General features: G+C 45.6%; 12 protein-coding genes. 1 reads left to right on the top strand and 11 read right to left on the bottom strand.

Annotated features, from left to right (window positions below; all coding sequences use genetic code 11):
• Positions 1-2: 2 nt before the first annotated feature.
• From MHI52_RS13435 to MHI52_RS13400, 8 genes are all read right to left on the bottom strand, one after another.
• Entirely contained in the window at positions 3-671 is a 669-nt protein-coding gene (locus MHI52_RS13435) for a response regulator transcription factor (protein WP_253507983.1), read from the bottom strand.
• 29 nt (positions 672-700) lie between these two features.
• Positions 701-2665, bottom strand: coding sequence for an ATP-binding cassette domain-containing protein (locus MHI52_RS13430; protein WP_405159182.1), 1965 nt, complete (start codon positions 2663-2665; stop codon positions 701-703).
• 385 nt (positions 2666-3050) lie between these two features.
• Positions 3051-5003: an S-layer homology domain-containing protein gene (locus tag MHI52_RS13425; protein ID WP_405159181.1), complete on the bottom strand. Its 1953-nt coding sequence runs from the start codon at positions 5001-5003 to the stop codon at positions 3051-3053.
• A 90-nt stretch (positions 5004-5093) separates the two neighbouring features.
• Positions 5094-6152 carry a dockerin type I domain-containing protein gene (locus MHI52_RS13420; protein WP_405159180.1) on the bottom strand — a complete coding sequence of 353 codons (1059 nt, stop codon included), beginning with the start codon at positions 6150-6152 and terminating at the stop codon, positions 5094-5096.
• Between the two features lie 192 nt (positions 6153-6344).
• Positions 6345-7637: an amidohydrolase gene (locus MHI52_RS13415; RefSeq protein WP_405159179.1), complete on the bottom strand. Its 1293-nt coding sequence runs from the start codon at positions 7635-7637 to the stop codon at positions 6345-6347.
• Between the two features lie 78 nt (positions 7638-7715).
• Positions 7716-8009: a hypothetical protein gene (locus tag MHI52_RS13410; RefSeq protein ID WP_076214685.1), complete on the bottom strand. Its 294-nt coding sequence runs from the start codon at positions 8007-8009 to the stop codon at positions 7716-7718.
• Between the two features lie 74 nt (positions 8010-8083).
• A complete protein-coding gene (locus MHI52_RS13405; protein ID WP_405159178.1) occupies positions 8084-9181 on the bottom strand; it encodes a saccharopine dehydrogenase family protein in 1098 nt (365 codons plus the stop codon).
• Positions 9165-9872 carry a class I SAM-dependent methyltransferase gene (locus MHI52_RS13400; RefSeq protein ID WP_405159177.1) on the bottom strand — a complete coding sequence of 236 codons (708 nt, stop codon included), beginning with the start codon at positions 9870-9872 and terminating at the stop codon, positions 9165-9167. The genes MHI52_RS13405 and MHI52_RS13400 overlap by 17 nt, the downstream gene beginning before the upstream one ends.
• Before the next feature lie 129 nt (positions 9873-10001).
• Here MHI52_RS13400 and MHI52_RS13395 point away from each other — a divergent pair, with 129 nt between their 5' ends.
• Positions 10002-11108, top strand: coding sequence for a helix-turn-helix transcriptional regulator (locus MHI52_RS13395; RefSeq protein WP_405159176.1), 1107 nt, complete (start codon positions 10002-10004; stop codon positions 11106-11108).
• Positions 11109-11345: 237 nt separating this feature from the next.
• Here MHI52_RS13395 and MHI52_RS13390 read toward each other — a convergent pair whose 3' ends face one another.
• From MHI52_RS13390 to MHI52_RS13380, 3 genes are all read right to left on the bottom strand, one after another.
• Positions 11346-12359 (bottom strand): FecCD family ABC transporter permease, encoded by a 1014-nt coding sequence (locus MHI52_RS13390; protein WP_405159175.1) that lies wholly within the window; start codon positions 12357-12359, stop codon positions 11346-11348.
• The gene (locus MHI52_RS13385) at positions 12356-13381 is read right to left on the bottom strand and encodes a FecCD family ABC transporter permease (protein ID WP_405159174.1); all 1026 of its coding nucleotides are present in this window, start codon (positions 13379-13381) and stop codon (positions 12356-12358) included. The genes MHI52_RS13390 and MHI52_RS13385 overlap by 4 nt, the downstream gene beginning before the upstream one ends.
• Positions 13382-13498: 117 nt before the next feature.
• The gene (locus MHI52_RS13380) at positions 13499-15466 is read right to left on the bottom strand and encodes an AraC family transcriptional regulator (RefSeq protein ID WP_405159173.1); all 1968 of its coding nucleotides are present in this window, start codon (positions 15464-15466) and stop codon (positions 13499-13501) included.
• Positions 15467-15521 lie beyond the last annotated feature (55 nt).

Below are 15521 nucleotides of genomic sequence, written 5' to 3'. Positions count from 1 at the left end.
TTTCATACCCGCTCCAGCCGATAACCGAGTCCTCTTATCGTTGAGATCACTAACTCAGGAACATGTTCAAGGCGTTCCCTTAACCGTTTGATATGTACATCAACCGTACGCTCATCTCCTTCGTAATCGATGCCCCATATGTCATCTATAAGCTGTGTACGTGTGAATATTTTCCCTGGCGAACTCGCCAGAGAAAATAACAATTCACATTCCTTCTTTTTCAATTCGATAGATTGTCCATCCGCGATGACCATCAGGTTGCCCAAATCAATCGTAACACCGCTGATCTGAATCATGTTTGATGCACTTTTGTTATATCGTTTCAATAATGATTTTACACGCAGGATTAACTCCACAGGATCAAACGGTTTAACCAGGTAATCGTCTGACCCGGCATTAAATCCTCTGACTTTGTCCTTGGATTCTCCCTTGGCAGTCACCATCAGGATGGGAATATCCAGATAAGACCGGATATCTTCCGTCAGTTCAATACCGTCTATTCGCGGCATCATCACATCCACAATCGCCAGATCAACTTTTGTATGCGAGAGGATATCTAACGCCTCTTGACCGTCTGGTGCTTCCAGCACGGAAAATTGATTCTTTTCAAGATAGATTCGGATCAATTTGCGGATATGGGAATCATCGTCCACCACCAGAATTGTGTTCATGTAGCCATTATCCTTTCCAAAATTGATATTTATTCGTATCGTAAGGATTCCATCGGGTCCAGCTTCGCTGCTTTTGATGATGGCATCAAACCGGCAACAATACTAATCGCTGTACTTACCACGATCCCAAACAAGATATAATATCCCGAGAGATTAATGAGTTTGGCTCCAAACGCATTGTCCAAAAGAATGTTTAACACATAACTAATGATCACTGCAAAGATTACCGCAATAATACCACTAAATACGCCTAATAAGGCAGATTCGGAGAAGAATATTCGCTTGATATCTTTCTTTCTTGCTCCAATTGCCCGAAGTATTCCAATCTCCTTCGTCCGTTCCACGACACTAATATAGAGTACTACCAGTATCATAATACCGGATACGATCAACGAAATGCCTGCAATACCCGCGAGTACAATGGAAGCCATACTTACATATGTGGTGATATTCTCCATGACCTTGGCCATTTGGGAGCCTGCGAAGCCAGCATCCACTGCAGCTTCATTGATATCATTTACATATTTCATATCGGTCGCATAGGCGTTAACTTGAATCGGCCCGATTGTTATTCCTTCGTCTGTATACATTTGCTCCAACGTCTCTGATGAAATGTATCCCGGCGATTGTTGCATTGGAGATCGTTGATCTGCGGCTTCATAGATCCCTGAGATCGTTACTTCTTTCTCCAAAGTCACTGGTTTATTATTACTATCCATCTCATTGATATATAGAAACACGGACTTGCCGATCATGGTTTCAGCTTGATCATTTCCGCTTAATTGTTTCGCTGTATCGAGAGGTAACAGCATCTGATTTTCTACCGGCAGAACACCAGTTGTCATCAATGCTGGATCAAAAGCATCCGTTAACGTTGTTAACTGTGTGAGTCCTACACTTTGTTTTTCATTCACCATAGTGGATTTGCCTGTAATGGTCGTAATTGTCTCTACATGATCTACATTAGGAAAATTGCGAATCGTCTCAACATCAGCTTCGGTGAACGGTTCACCTGGTGCCATCAAGGCCTCGGGACCTTGCATATCCTTGGCTTCTTCACTCGGCTTTGTTATATCCACAAGCAAAGGGTCCATACTTGAATTGATTTCGTCATTCATATACGTCGTTATACCATTCCCCAAGGAGAGCATCAGCAGTACACTTAATATACCTATAGATCCACCCAAAGCGACCAGTACATTACGCTTGCCGTTGAGTTTCATATTTTTAAGTGCCATCTTGAATGAAGCAAGCAAGCTCAGGCTTCGGGAAGAATCCTGACCACTCTCGTAAACAGCCGTAGAAGGATCTTTCAGGTGAATATCGTCACTAATACGCCCCTCTTCAACCTTCACAATCCGTGTACCGGAGTCAGCGACTTTCTGCGAGTGAGTTACGGCAATCACCAGCATTCCCTTTTTGGCTATACTGTCGAGCAAAGCGAGGATTTGATCTCCGTTTTCCCTATCCAGAGCACCCGTCGGTTCATCTGCAAGAATAATATCCGGATTGTTGGATAACGCCCGTGCGATGGAAACGCGTTGCTTCTGACCGCCAGATAACTGGTTGGGACGTTTGTTCAGATGATCCTTCAGTCCCACCTCTGTCAATATATCAACAGCACGTTGGTTGCGATCCTTCTCATTGGTATCCGTCATTTGCATCGCAATCGTTACATTTTCGAGGACAGACAGATGCGGGATCAGATTGAAATTTTGAAAGACAAAGCCGATATTATTCTTCCGATAATCATCCATTTCCTTCTCTGTCATGGCACTTAAGTTCTTGCCACGAACAACGACGTCCCCTTCATAATCGGAGTCCATGCCACCAATGATATTCATCAGTGTCGACTTACCACAGCCAGATTCGCCGAGGATGGAGACAAATTCCCCTGTCTCAAAACTTAAGTTCAAACCGTGGAGTACCGGAACTCTTTCTTTTCCATATAAGGTGTATGATTTCTTCACATTTTTAACTTCTAGTATTTTCATATGGATCTCTTCCTCTCCTGATCATGCACGATATCTATCTATTTGATGTTTATATCGTAACAAATCAGTATGAACTGATAATGAACTGGACCATTGCACCTATAAGAGGTTGTTCGAAAGAACTATATACAAAAAAACCGAATCCTTAGATATAAGGATTCGGGTTGTCTTATTTCGTTATTGCATTTGATAATATAAGTTAAACTAATCATTTACACGATAACGGAGAAGACAGAAAAAACCTGAAAAAGCGAAGCGTTCGCCTTTATCCCCGGATTTTCACCTTCGGAAAAGGGATTCAAAAAATCTGGGGATAACAGCGATTGGAAGGTTATTCTGTCGTCGTAGTGTCAGTGTAAATAATCTTTAGTTCAACTTATAAAGTTTAGATTAATCCCGCTTTTGCCAGCAGCCTTTTCACAATCGCTGCCGACTGCGCACGACTAATGTCTGCATCGGACATCAGTTTGCCATCAGCACCTTGTACCAGCTCTTGTTTAATCGCGGATGCAACTGGCTCTGCTGCCCAAGCCTGTACTTTAGCGCTATCGCTATATGTGCTAAGCAGACTTGTTGTCTCTGACGCGTCGGCCTGTGCCAGACCGACCAGTTTCATCGCACGTGACACAATAGTCAGCGCTTCAGCACGAGAAATTTCGCTATTCGGACGGAAGCTGTCGTCAGCATAACCTGAGATTAGGCCGTAGGACACAGCCGTCTGAACCTCATCCTCATACCAGCTACCAGTCTTCACATCTGTGAACGACGCCGCTTCTGTACTGCGCGGGGAGTGCAGCCCCAAACCTCTTAACAGAACAGCCGTAAACTCTGCCCGTGTAATACTCCGGTCTGGCGCAAACACGTTCTCACCGGTACCTTGTACGATCAGACGGGATGCCAGATCCTGTACGTCATCCCGACTCCAGTGACTTGATACATCGCTGAATGTTGCCGGATGATAGATCAGAGCGTAAGTGCTGTTCGTCAAGCTGTTAATAATAGCAGAATCTTGCACGTTACCTTTGATAACCTTTGTCGGTACATGCAGAAGGCTGCCATCTGGCTGAAGCACAACTCCTGTCGTGATCTTTGAACCATCGACACCTTCTGGCAAAGTAATGGAGCGCTCTACATAAGAGTTGAAACGATCTACATTAACTTGCTGTCCATTCCAGATCGCTTTTACTTCAAAATCAATCGGAGCTGCGATCACCGTTGTGTTCTCCAGCTTATCCGCTGCAGCCTGAATTGCTGTTTGTTTAGATGTGGCACTAGGCACAATAGCGATTTGGATTGTGATATCTTCCAATGGAACCGTGCTTCCGAATTGGTTCAGAATCTGATCCACCTGAATCTGGTTAGCTGGAAGTGTGTACGTACCGCTATCAGTCTGAATGACAACTTCGGCATTACTTCCTTCCATTGTTTTGACCAACTTGCCGTTCAGTTCACCAACGACCGCACCCTTGCCAGTACCTGTAATAGGCAGCAGAAGCGTTTTTAGTCCACTTCCAATCTGATTGATGACTTTGTCATTATCCACATGAACCGTGGTGGTAACCTGATTGTTTACCGTTGATGTGCTAGCCGTAGCAGACTGTTCCTGTTTCTGACCGTTCACATAGATGTCTACGCCTTTGGTTACTGCCGGAGTCGATGGAACTGGGGTAACGACTGGTGAAGTTGGTGATACACTTCCTCCTCCTCCACCTGAAGAGTTACCAGGATTCGGTGTAGGTGTCGAACCAGAATTGTCGCCACCTGAGTTTGCTGCTGTTATTGTGATTGTTCCACCAAACAACTGAGCGCCACTATTGTGTTCTACATTTGTAAAATGCCAATGTTCTGAATCAGTTTGATCTACGGATAGCTGTTTCGTTCCAGGCGCCGCATTGCTTTTGGCTTTGATTTCCATATCAAATAATTGGGTTTCATCTACAATTGAGTGGTCACCCCCAGTAAAATCAACCCAGATGATCCGTACCCAGCCTTCCGCATTATTAATTTGGTACTGGAAGTCTGCTACACCATCTTCATTTGGGGATGTGCTGATGACGTTGACAGATTTAGGCGTGATCCGAACAATTTCCAGTGCAGACGTATCATAATCAATCTGCATATTATAAGCTTTCACCCCGAAATAGGACTTCTTCAATGCAACAGGTACATGAACGGTCTGCCCTGCCTGTACACTAACATTTGCAAACTGCACCTGTGATGGTTCTGCCGGTTCTGCTCCAGCTACATTTGGCAATATGAGTGAAGAGAGTAATGTCAGTGCGATCAGACCTGACATTGTTTTTCTGATTCTAGGACGTTTCTTTTTCGGTTGAAACATGTGATAGCCTCCATGTCTGTATCAATTGATAGATCGTATGGTAAAGATAGAAAATGTATTGTTATTCGTTATCTAAAATAAAAAATTGAATTAATCAAGGCGTTGTATTTTTTCTTTTCCAACAATGTATACTTTTCTAGGCTCCGTATTCGAGTCCCAAGTGGACTGAGTAATAACTTCGAGCACAAGATAATAACCTTCGTCCTCATCTTTAACGGTATACTTTGCTCCTGTTTCCCCCTCGATTGGCACCATATCTTCTCTCGAAGCTTCTGTTGCGCGGTACCACTGGTAAGAAGGAGTATTAATGTAATCATTGTAATCAATATCCATTATATAATGACTAAAGCCAATTTCATTTCCAATTAACATGGCATTCTTCAATTCACCATTTAGTACATACGGCGCATCATCTACTTGCTTAAAGGTCAACACATAGTCATTGTTTTTTCCACCAAGTGTTTTGCCTTTGTATCCTATTAACAAAGCATCCATGTCCCCCAGAGTGGGTTCCGTATTACGATCTACATCCATTCGGTTCATCTCTACATAAGAAAAGCTGCGGCGAGTCATCATGTTACGAATATAATTGAAAAGGTCTACGGCATCCAAAGAATTCACTTTTCCGTCTGCATTTACATCCCCTTTTTTACTAATGTAAAGTTCAATGTTATCCGTAACAGTCTCTGGTGCACCAGAGATCATATAATTCGCTTTCAATTCGATGTTGATTTTGCCGCTTTGGCGAGGAATAACCACCAATGTACTGACAGGCGTTGTCATATTCTCATCCTGTCTCGTTTCTACATACGCCTCAGCGATGCTGTTATCACTTGAGCTGGCTGTAGGCGGGCTATACTCATCGGATCGAAATTGTGTACTTAGATTGATTCTGATGATATTATTGGTGGTTACCTCAATAGGCACTTCGGGCACAAAAGAAGGATTATCTTGTGCCGATGAATAACTTAACCAGTTAATGCCATCGTTAAGAACAGGTTGTGAAATCTTAATCTCCGGACCAATGACTCCTGCGTTAGCCTGCGGGAGCGTTCCACCTATAGGCAATGCAATGCCCAATCCGAGCGCAGTCAACATGCTTTTTTTCAATATCGGCTTAAGCCGTTTTTTGTTTTGTTTCCCCTTCAATTCATGTTCCTCCTCGTGTACATTTCAAATTTGAACAACTACATGCTCAGTATAACGAGTCATTCTGAACCGATTCTGAACAGGACCATGGAACTATTTCCAGTTGTAATTCGACAAAAAACGCCATGGAGTATGCCTCCATAGCGTTTTGAACACAAATCATTTTCCAGTTCGGATCATATTCACCTAAAATTAAATTCCCTCAACAATCCGTTTGGCTCTAACCTTCACCTCACGGTAAAGTTCATCCTCATCAATCGTGAGCAGCTTTCTGCCTCTCATGAGGATCTGACCATTCACGATCGTGGTGTCCACGTCCGCCCCATTTACGCTGTAAGCCAGTAACGATTCTACCTCATGTACCGGTTGAAGATGTGGTTTCGCCAGATCGATCAGGATCAGATCAGCTTTGCACCCCACCTCAAGCATACCCACTTCATCCTGTAGACCAAGCAGACTAGCACTTCCACGTGTAGCCATGCTTAGTACGTCCTTGGCTGGCAAGCGAGTGGGATCACCATAGTCCAGCTTTTGCAGCCAGGTCGCGGCTTTGATCTCCTCGAACATATCCACGGTTGTGGCACTTCCCGCTCCATCCGTTCCGATTCCCACATTAATTCCCTGAGCCAACATCTCGGTAATTGGAGCAATTCCACACCCCAGCTTCAGATTGCTGACTGGATTGTGTGCTACACCGCCGCGCATGCCCTTCAATCTGCCGATGTCCCTGCGATTGAGTTGCACACCATGTGCAAGCAACACATGTGCCTGTTCGAACATCCCCGCCTCTTCCAGATACTCTGTCGGTGTCATGCCATAGCGCTCACGAATCTTCACAACTTCTTCCTTTGTCTCAGCCAGATGAATATGTAGCGGGATATCCTCTGTGACAGCCATGGCAATGACTTCACGAAGCGGCTCCATGGGACAAGTGTAGGGTGAGTGGGGCCCATACATGGTTGTAATCCGTCCATCGGCCGCTCCAGACCAGCGTTGTACAAGATCGATCGCTTCCTGCAACCTGCGTCCCCCATCATCCTCCATGAATACCATCCCACGTGTAAGTGATGCCCGCATGCCCGTTTGCTTAACCGCTTCTGCAATCTCATTCATATGAATGTACATATCCGCAAACGCAGTGGTACCCGAACGGATCATCTCGGCGATGGATAACTTGGCACCCCAATAGATGTCTTCCGGGTTCATCCGTGCTTCAGCAGGCAGCATTTTGCGTTCGAGCCAGTCCATCAGCTTCAGATCATCCGAAAATCCCCGGAGCAGACTCATCGGTGTATGTTGGTGGGCATTAATCAGTCCTGGCATGGCAACCTTATTGCGTCCATCGATAATCTCATCTTGGGGGTGAGGCACAATGTGATCAGCAATCTGCGTAATGCGATCACCCTCAACACGAATATCCCCCGTAAAGGGGGCATCGGCATCTTTCATCGTTAGGATCGTAGCTTGCTGAATCAGTATACTCATTACATTCACGGCTCCTCTGAATTGGTTATGGTTCTTTCCATATCCGAGGGTAAGCCTTCACGTAACGGCAAGGTCAAGTCATTTTAATTTTTGAATCGTCATCTTTCTGAAACTTTGTATAAAAGGTTTGGGGTCGATCTCGACCATATATGGATATACTCCTGTGCTTGTGTGCAAATAGAAAAATCCACCTTCATCACCCATACGGCGAAATGACATATCAAACACTTCCGTGATGTTGAACTCGCGGTATTTGGTCACGATTTTATCTGAATACAGAATCATGGAGCGGGCATTCATCTCAATCTCTTGGGCGAGACCCGTCACTTCTCTCTGTACTTTGTAATAAGGTAATACAGCAACGCAGTTCATGATCTCCCTCCATTCATGCCATGATTATTGTTCCATCATAGCAGATCGGAGGGTCCTAACAAAAGAACATGAACTCAGGTAATCGTGGTCATCACGCTTAGCGGCGTAGGAAGTGCATCCTGAATGTCTTGCAGAGAGAGACACTGTTCAATATGAAACACACCATGTGGCAATTCTGTTTTATACACGCGTTCTGCCACGGCTGCAGCTACCGCTGCTGTTGCATCTGCTTCCTTTGCGCCGACCAGTAGTTGTTCGACGCGGATTTGCTCACCATTTTCCCATCCTACGGCATCGACCTTGACCGCATACATCGGCTCTCCTCCGGGAATAAGGCCAAATGCCTTAACCGTTCCATTCCGAATAGACGGGATACGCAGCAACGAAAACAACCCTGCACGTTTGGAGATTGCCATGGATCTTGTGATCCAGCGGGAGTCCAGACAGAGTCTGGTAGATACGGTTGGAATACGCAACGTCCGAGCAACCACATGCTGATCCGAAAAGTTAAATCGATAGGCCTTCCGCTGCCCAAGTTTTGCTCCAAAATCAATACGTTTGCCATCTCCGAAACTTTGTACCTCAGCAGGTTTGCCCTTTTGCATCACTTGGTAAGTGGCATTCATCTGATCAAGGGTCCACTCCACGGCAGCTTTTCCGTGCTTCTCTCCAAGTCCCAGCATTACGGTAATGTCTGCTTCCTCCACCTGATCCATATGCATGGTCGCTTCGCGCACAAGCAAATTAGTCACTCCGGGTGATAATCCAACGCTGAGGATCGCGGTCGATTGGGAACGTTGTATTTTGGTGTGCAGCTGTTCAACCTGAGCGAGAAAATCATATTTTGCAGAAATATCAATATAATCGGTTCCGGCTTGTGCACAGGCTTCAACAAACCGGGTATCGCTCTGATCCACACACATAATGACCAGCTTAACAGGCCTTAACATGGATGGCTCTACAGGTCGTGTTACATCCAGTTGAAGTGGTAGCACAGCACCACCTGTAGACCTGCTGAATTCTTCCGCACGATTCATGCGTGTACCCGCAGCCCATACTTTACCCGGGAACAATTTCCCCAGTTGAGTACATATCATCTGCCCCACTTGACCATAACCGCCAACCACCCAGATCTGATCTTTCATAGGCTTCACGTTAGTTTCGAATTGCATAATACCCCTCCACCCAGAACGCCCCGAAGTAACGTGTAATATGTGAGAAACCGCATTCGGTCAGTAGCTGAGTCATCTCTTCAGAGGATATTGGATCGGATTCACGGCCCAGGGAAGCAGCAAAGCGCTCCCACTCTTCAGGAAGGACGCCCACACTCAACATGTGATCCTTCCAAGCTTGCATCATGATTGGATGTGCAGGTGAACGAAGATCGGCATTTACAGCCGCAATGATCAGTGGTGCACCCGGTTTAAGTCTAGCTGCGAGGCTGGTCAGAAACGTTCTCTTGGCCTCCATCCCCTGAAGGAAATGTACCATGAGCATGCTTGTCGCCCCATCATATACAATATCCTCCGGCAATTCTTCAACCGTGACAGGTTGCAGCTTCACTCTGGAACCGATGCCTGCTTCCGCGACTCGTTTCTCAGCAAGTTGCAGCATGGGCTGCGAAGGATCTACTCCAGTCAATGTCCAACCGGCATGACGTGATCCGAGCAGAGCAATCTCTTTTCCCCCTCCCGCTCCGGCAACAAGGATATGAATATCGTTGTTATTCGCAAAAGACGCTGTAAGCAGCCTTTCCATTAGATCATGCATATGTGAATAACCCGGAATTTTCAGGGCTATCGATTGTTCGTAACGATGAACATCTGCTGTTTCCCAGCTCATCGGTGATAGATTGTGATTCATGGACACCGCACTCCTCTTGAATTGAAGTTAGACTTGACTCGTTGTTCGTCTAATTTCATTATAGAAGGATACGGCGAGCCTACAATCCCAGAACATTGGGATATGCGCACAGAGAGAGGAGTAATCTTGTTGACATCACGTATTGATCGGAACCACAGACTTATCACTTCTCTTGAAAAAGGAACCTGGACCTCATATACCTATCGGGAAGCTGTTCTCAAGCAGATCCATACGGTGTTACCTTACGATGCATACTGTTTCACTACCGTTGATCCTCTGACTCTTCTCTCCACAGGAGCCGTGACAGAAGATGGTATTGAGGCCATTCATGATCGGTTATTCATCAATGAATACATGGAAGAAGATATACATAAATACGCTGAATTAATTCGCAGCGGTGAGCATACAGCTACACTTCATTCGTCCAACTTACAGCTTGAACAAAGCCCTCGATATATCAACATTCTTCAGCCAGCGGGGTTCGGTGATGAACTACGTGCTGTATTGGTTAGTGGAGACGCTTGCTGGGGATATCTGACCCTGTATCGTAAGACAGAAAGTGCTGTCTTTACAGAGGGGGAGCGGTTGGTGATTCAGTCCTGGACCGCTTCTATTGCATCGATGCTACGGTCCACGAGCTTGACACTGATCGATGAGATCACGAGTGAAAGTCCCGAGGAACCCGGAATTTTGATCACCTCAGACACGTTCCAGCTCTTATCCCTGAACGCCTCCGCTCAATATTGGCTGTCCCAATTGCGCATGCTGGAACATGTAGGGCCTGATGTTCTGCCCCGTCCGGTACGTGCAGTGAGTTCCCACCTGCAGCGCAAGAATCGGGCAGAACTGGTCGTGGATACTCAGATCGCTCCCGAATCACCCTCCAAAGTTTGCATCCAACTTCCGGATGGGCGTTACCTCATACTTCATGCCAGTCTCATGCAACAGCTTACAGGGCCGGATCAGATTGCTATCCGTTTGGAGCAGGCGATGCCACAGGATTTACTGCCCTTGCTCGCCGAAAGCCATGGATTATCCAGTCGAGAGCGGGAACTGCTCGGATATGTGCTCCGCAGCTATTCGTCCAAGGAAATTGCTGCTGCGATGCATATTTCCGTCTACACGGTTCAGGATCATTTAAAATCCATTTTCGCCAAGACCAAGGTATCCTCACGTCGCGAGCTCATCTGGTATTTCGTTTCCCGTTTTCAGCTGTCGGATGAACCTGCCATATAAATCTTGAATAATTCTCCAGTATCAAATTAACTATCAAATGAGAAAAAATCAAAAGATGCCAATACGATATCCTCGTAATGGCATCTTTTTCTATAGCTATTGTTTAAAAAGCATAGCGGTAATACAGGGTAACTTCGATGTTTGAACTTTTGATATCGTGCATTCTGCTTTAAAATGCAGCGCACAGTCCTGCCAAGCCGTTTTCCACAAAAAATTCCGACTATATTATTGATTGTGTTATTTGGCTTTTGCTAGTAAATAAAGAAAATATGGAACACTAATAACTGTAATAACGATTCCTGTTGGCACATCTCCTACGAGGCTAACCGTGCGCGTAATCGTGTCAGCCAACACCACGACTAGTCCCCCAGCCAAGCTGGCAGCCGGAATGAGCAATTTGTGATCGGGACCGACCAGTTTTCTGGCCATATGCGGAGCGATCAATCCAACGAAAAAGAAGCTGCCTCCCACAGCTACACTGCCAGAGGATAAAGCAACAGCAGCGATTGACAACCCCAAAAACTGCCGCTTTACGGAAACACCAAGCCCCTGTGCTGTCTGATTGCCCAGATGGAGGGCATCCAGTATGCGAGCCTTGTAAAAAATATAGCCGAGTAAGATCAAGACCCATGGTGTCAGTATGGAGATATAACCCCAATCATCGCCCCATAGGCTCCCCGCCAGCCAATACAGCATGAAGTTCATCTGCGAATCATCCAGCTTGAGTGTCAAGAAGGTCGTCAGCGCCCCGTACCCGCTTCCTAACGCGACCCCGGTCAAGATCAAACCGATTGGCGAGATGTCTCGTCCGCGGCGATACGATAATAAGAAGATCAAACCCGCTGCCAATAGTCCGCCTACAAAAGCCAACAGAGGCAGAGCAATAAAGGAACTCTTGCCTGTGGATGCAATGAATACAACGAAGAACAGGACAAACAAACCCGATCCCGAACTAATTCCCAGTGTTCCCGGACTAGCCATGTCATTACGCAGCAAACTCTGCATCACGACCCCCGCCGCTCCCATTCCCAGACCTACCAAAATCGAAAGTACAATTCGTGGCAAACGAAAATCAAACACAATCAGATTTTGCTTATCGGTACCGTTTCCTATGAGAACGTTCAGCACTTCTAGCGGTGAAAGATTCATTTTGCCAGAATTCATGCTAATGATCGCAAACACAAGGATGAGCACCATAAGCACTACATTGATGATAATGCCTCGTTTCATCGTATAACGCCGCTTGATCATTCATATTCCCTCCTTTGTCTTCGAGCCAAGAAGAGAAAATACGGCACACCAATGATAGAAAATATAATGGCAATCGGCGTTTCGAACGGTTTATTGATTAAACGTCCAGCCAAATCGGCCGATACGGTCAGCAACGCACCATATAATGCCGCTGCAGGAATAATGTATCGATAGTCGACACCTACCATATATCGCACAATATGCGGGGTAATCAGACCCACAAAACCAACCGGGCCAACCACAACAACAGCCAATCCAGTCAGTACAAGTACAATAATTGTCGACAAAATCTTGACCAGTCCGCTACGAATGCCGAGTCCACTTGCCACATCATCTCCCAAACTGAGCAATGTAACGGAAGGGGACAGCGCCAGTGCCAGCAGTATACCAGCAACAAAGAGCGGTGAGATAATCAGCAATTCTCCCCATTTGACCCCCGCTGTGCTACCCGCCGTCCAGAATGTCAATGCTCGTCCCAAATCATAATTGATTGCCAAGTACTGACTGAGTGCGCCAAACAACATTGAAATAGACAGACCTGCCAGTACAAGCCGCTGAGGCGTCATTCCGCGATTGCCCAGTGACGCGGTAAAGTAAGTCATACCGGTGGCGATCGCTGCTCCCAGACAAGCGGACAACATCATCTGCCAATACGAATAACCCGGCAGAAAGGCCAGGCATAGTGCAATTGCAAATGCTGCGCCAGAGCTAATCCCCATCAGCCCGGAGTCGGCCAGCGGATTACGCGTTGTCCCCTGCATGATAGCGCCACATACCGCAAGGCTGCACCCAACGATCAGATCAGCTACGGTACGCGGGAGACGCATGGTTTGAATAATTTGATGTTCAGTGAGCATTGGATCAAATCGGAAAATAGCCTCCCATACCGTTGCTAACCTCATATCAGCAGCACCAAACATAATGGATGCCGCCGACATGAGAACCGTTAATCCAAGCCCTATTACCATATACATGGTGAAGTTCATCGCCCCACGGCGTTTTTGTTCAGGCTTGCTTTTCATCTCGTTTCCCTTTCATCACCTATTTACAATCCAAACGAATATGGATATGAACGTCCATAAATTCGACTGGTCATGTTTGAAAATTTGGAGTGCTCAATTAAAATTTCGTTCTAACTCTTATTTAGCTAATGCTAGCAATTGACTAACAATATAATCAATCAATGCACTGGAAGTCATTACGTCGGTGGACCAAGATAGCGAAGAATCTACCTTTACGATCCGATCATGTTGCACAGCAGGTATGGCATTCCACACTGCATTATCAGAAGCAACGTTTCCATCTCCTAAGAAGATCATATAATCCCCAGAGTAAGCGGGTAATACTTCCATGGAGACATCGCCCCAATATTTATCTGCATCGATAATATCCGTTTGGACTTTTGAAGGTGCCTGCAATTGAAGTTCATCGTAAACAAGCTCGCCAACAGCATGCTTGGCTCCAGCTATGTAGTTACTTTTATCACTGAATTCTCCAACCGTAATGGTTACATCGGATAGGCCCGCATTCTGAAAAGCTAGCTTTGCTTCTTCAATTTTTCCGGTATAAGCATTCAAAACATCCTTAGCCTCTTCCTGTTTGTTCAAAACATCGCTAATAAATTGTATCCGCTCTTCTGTAGTCATATCACCATAGGGAACATAAATGGTCGGGGCAATTTTGGATAAATCATCATACGACTCATCACTCCATGCCAAAATGATAAGATCCGGCTCAAGCGTCATGATATCTTCCGGCTCCATGGCTACTTTTATCGAGTCTGTAATCTGGTTAGCATAAACAGGCTCTGTCTCTCCCCGTGCAGCTCTAGCCACACCTAAAGGAGTTACACCTAGGGCTACCACATCACCAACCAAATAATCGACTACAACTCGCTGAGGGTTATCAGGTACCTCAACATCACCCTTAACTGTGGATATCGTTCTGGTCTGCGAGACTGCTTCTGAAGCTTTTGTCTCCGACCCTTCCTGTTGTGTCGTTTGCTGTGTCTGAGCAGGTGTTGTATTTGCCGTTCCCCCATTATTCGCTGGCGTCCCCGACGTACATGCCGTCAATAACAGCATCATGCTTATCGCCGCCGCCAAAATCATTTCTTTACTTCTTAAAGATCCAAACATCGTTGATTCCCCATCTCTATAAGACTTGACTAGACTCGCTAGTTCCCTCTCATCGTAAGGGAGATGAGAATCATTATCAATACCATCAACCTGCATGGATAGTGCGTTTATTTTCCGATAATCACTTGGTGTCATCTTGTAATGCTTCTTAAACATACGGAACAGGTTTTTCTCATCTGTGAAACCAGCTCCTGTTGCGATTTCTTTAACCGTCGCTTCTGTATGTTTCAAGTCATGACAGGCAGCTTCAATCCTTCTCTGAATGAGATACTCCTGTAAGTTCATCCCTTCCCTTTTTTTGAACAAACGCGTCAATTGTCCACCACTGATCCCAAACATATCGGCAATTTGTTGAAACATAATCGGCTCCCTGTAATGTTTATCGAGATATACCTTGGCAGAACAGGCTGGATCTGGCTGGAGATACCGAATCTCACCACCCTCCAAATCCCTGTACACCTCATGAATCAATTGATATAGAAAACTTTTGGCCTGTAGCTGATCCATCGCTTTGCCACGTTTCCAGCCATTCATCATTCGTTGGAACCAATCACGTAGCAAGATGGGATTACTTGGCGTATAACCAAACTGTTGAACAAATGGATTTACTTGCTCCAGTAATTGTTGCAGATGTTTCTTGAAAAAGAGAGGTGATTCTGCTCTATAAAACACCATAAAGGTCTTCACCATCTCCTCTTTAGGCGTAATACTGAGCAGGCTCCCCTTCCCGCCGTGAACTAAACCGAAGCGTTCCATTGCAAATGTGGTTTCATTCAGTTGGATTTGCGCTTCACCCCCATATGAATAGATAAACATGCTACTAGGCATTTTATATTGCTCCAACGGGTATTGTGACGCTACATTCTGAAAGCGTACATCTATTAATGTAATAATCGAACGTGTCCAGATACTGGCCATCATATCAATCATCTCTGGTGTAAATCCCTGTCTTGCTTCTTCCTCTTGCATCTACCCGCACTCCTCGTTTCACTTTTTCCAATGTATACATCACTCAATAATTGAT

This window comes from Paenibacillus sp. FSL H8-0283 (assembly GCF_045040675.1).
Taxonomy (GTDB): Bacteria; Bacillota; Bacilli; order Paenibacillales; family Paenibacillaceae; genus Paenibacillus; species Paenibacillus amylolyticus.
The sequence above is the reverse complement of the archived record's forward strand: the minus strand, read 5'-3'. Positions and strand labels throughout refer to the sequence as shown.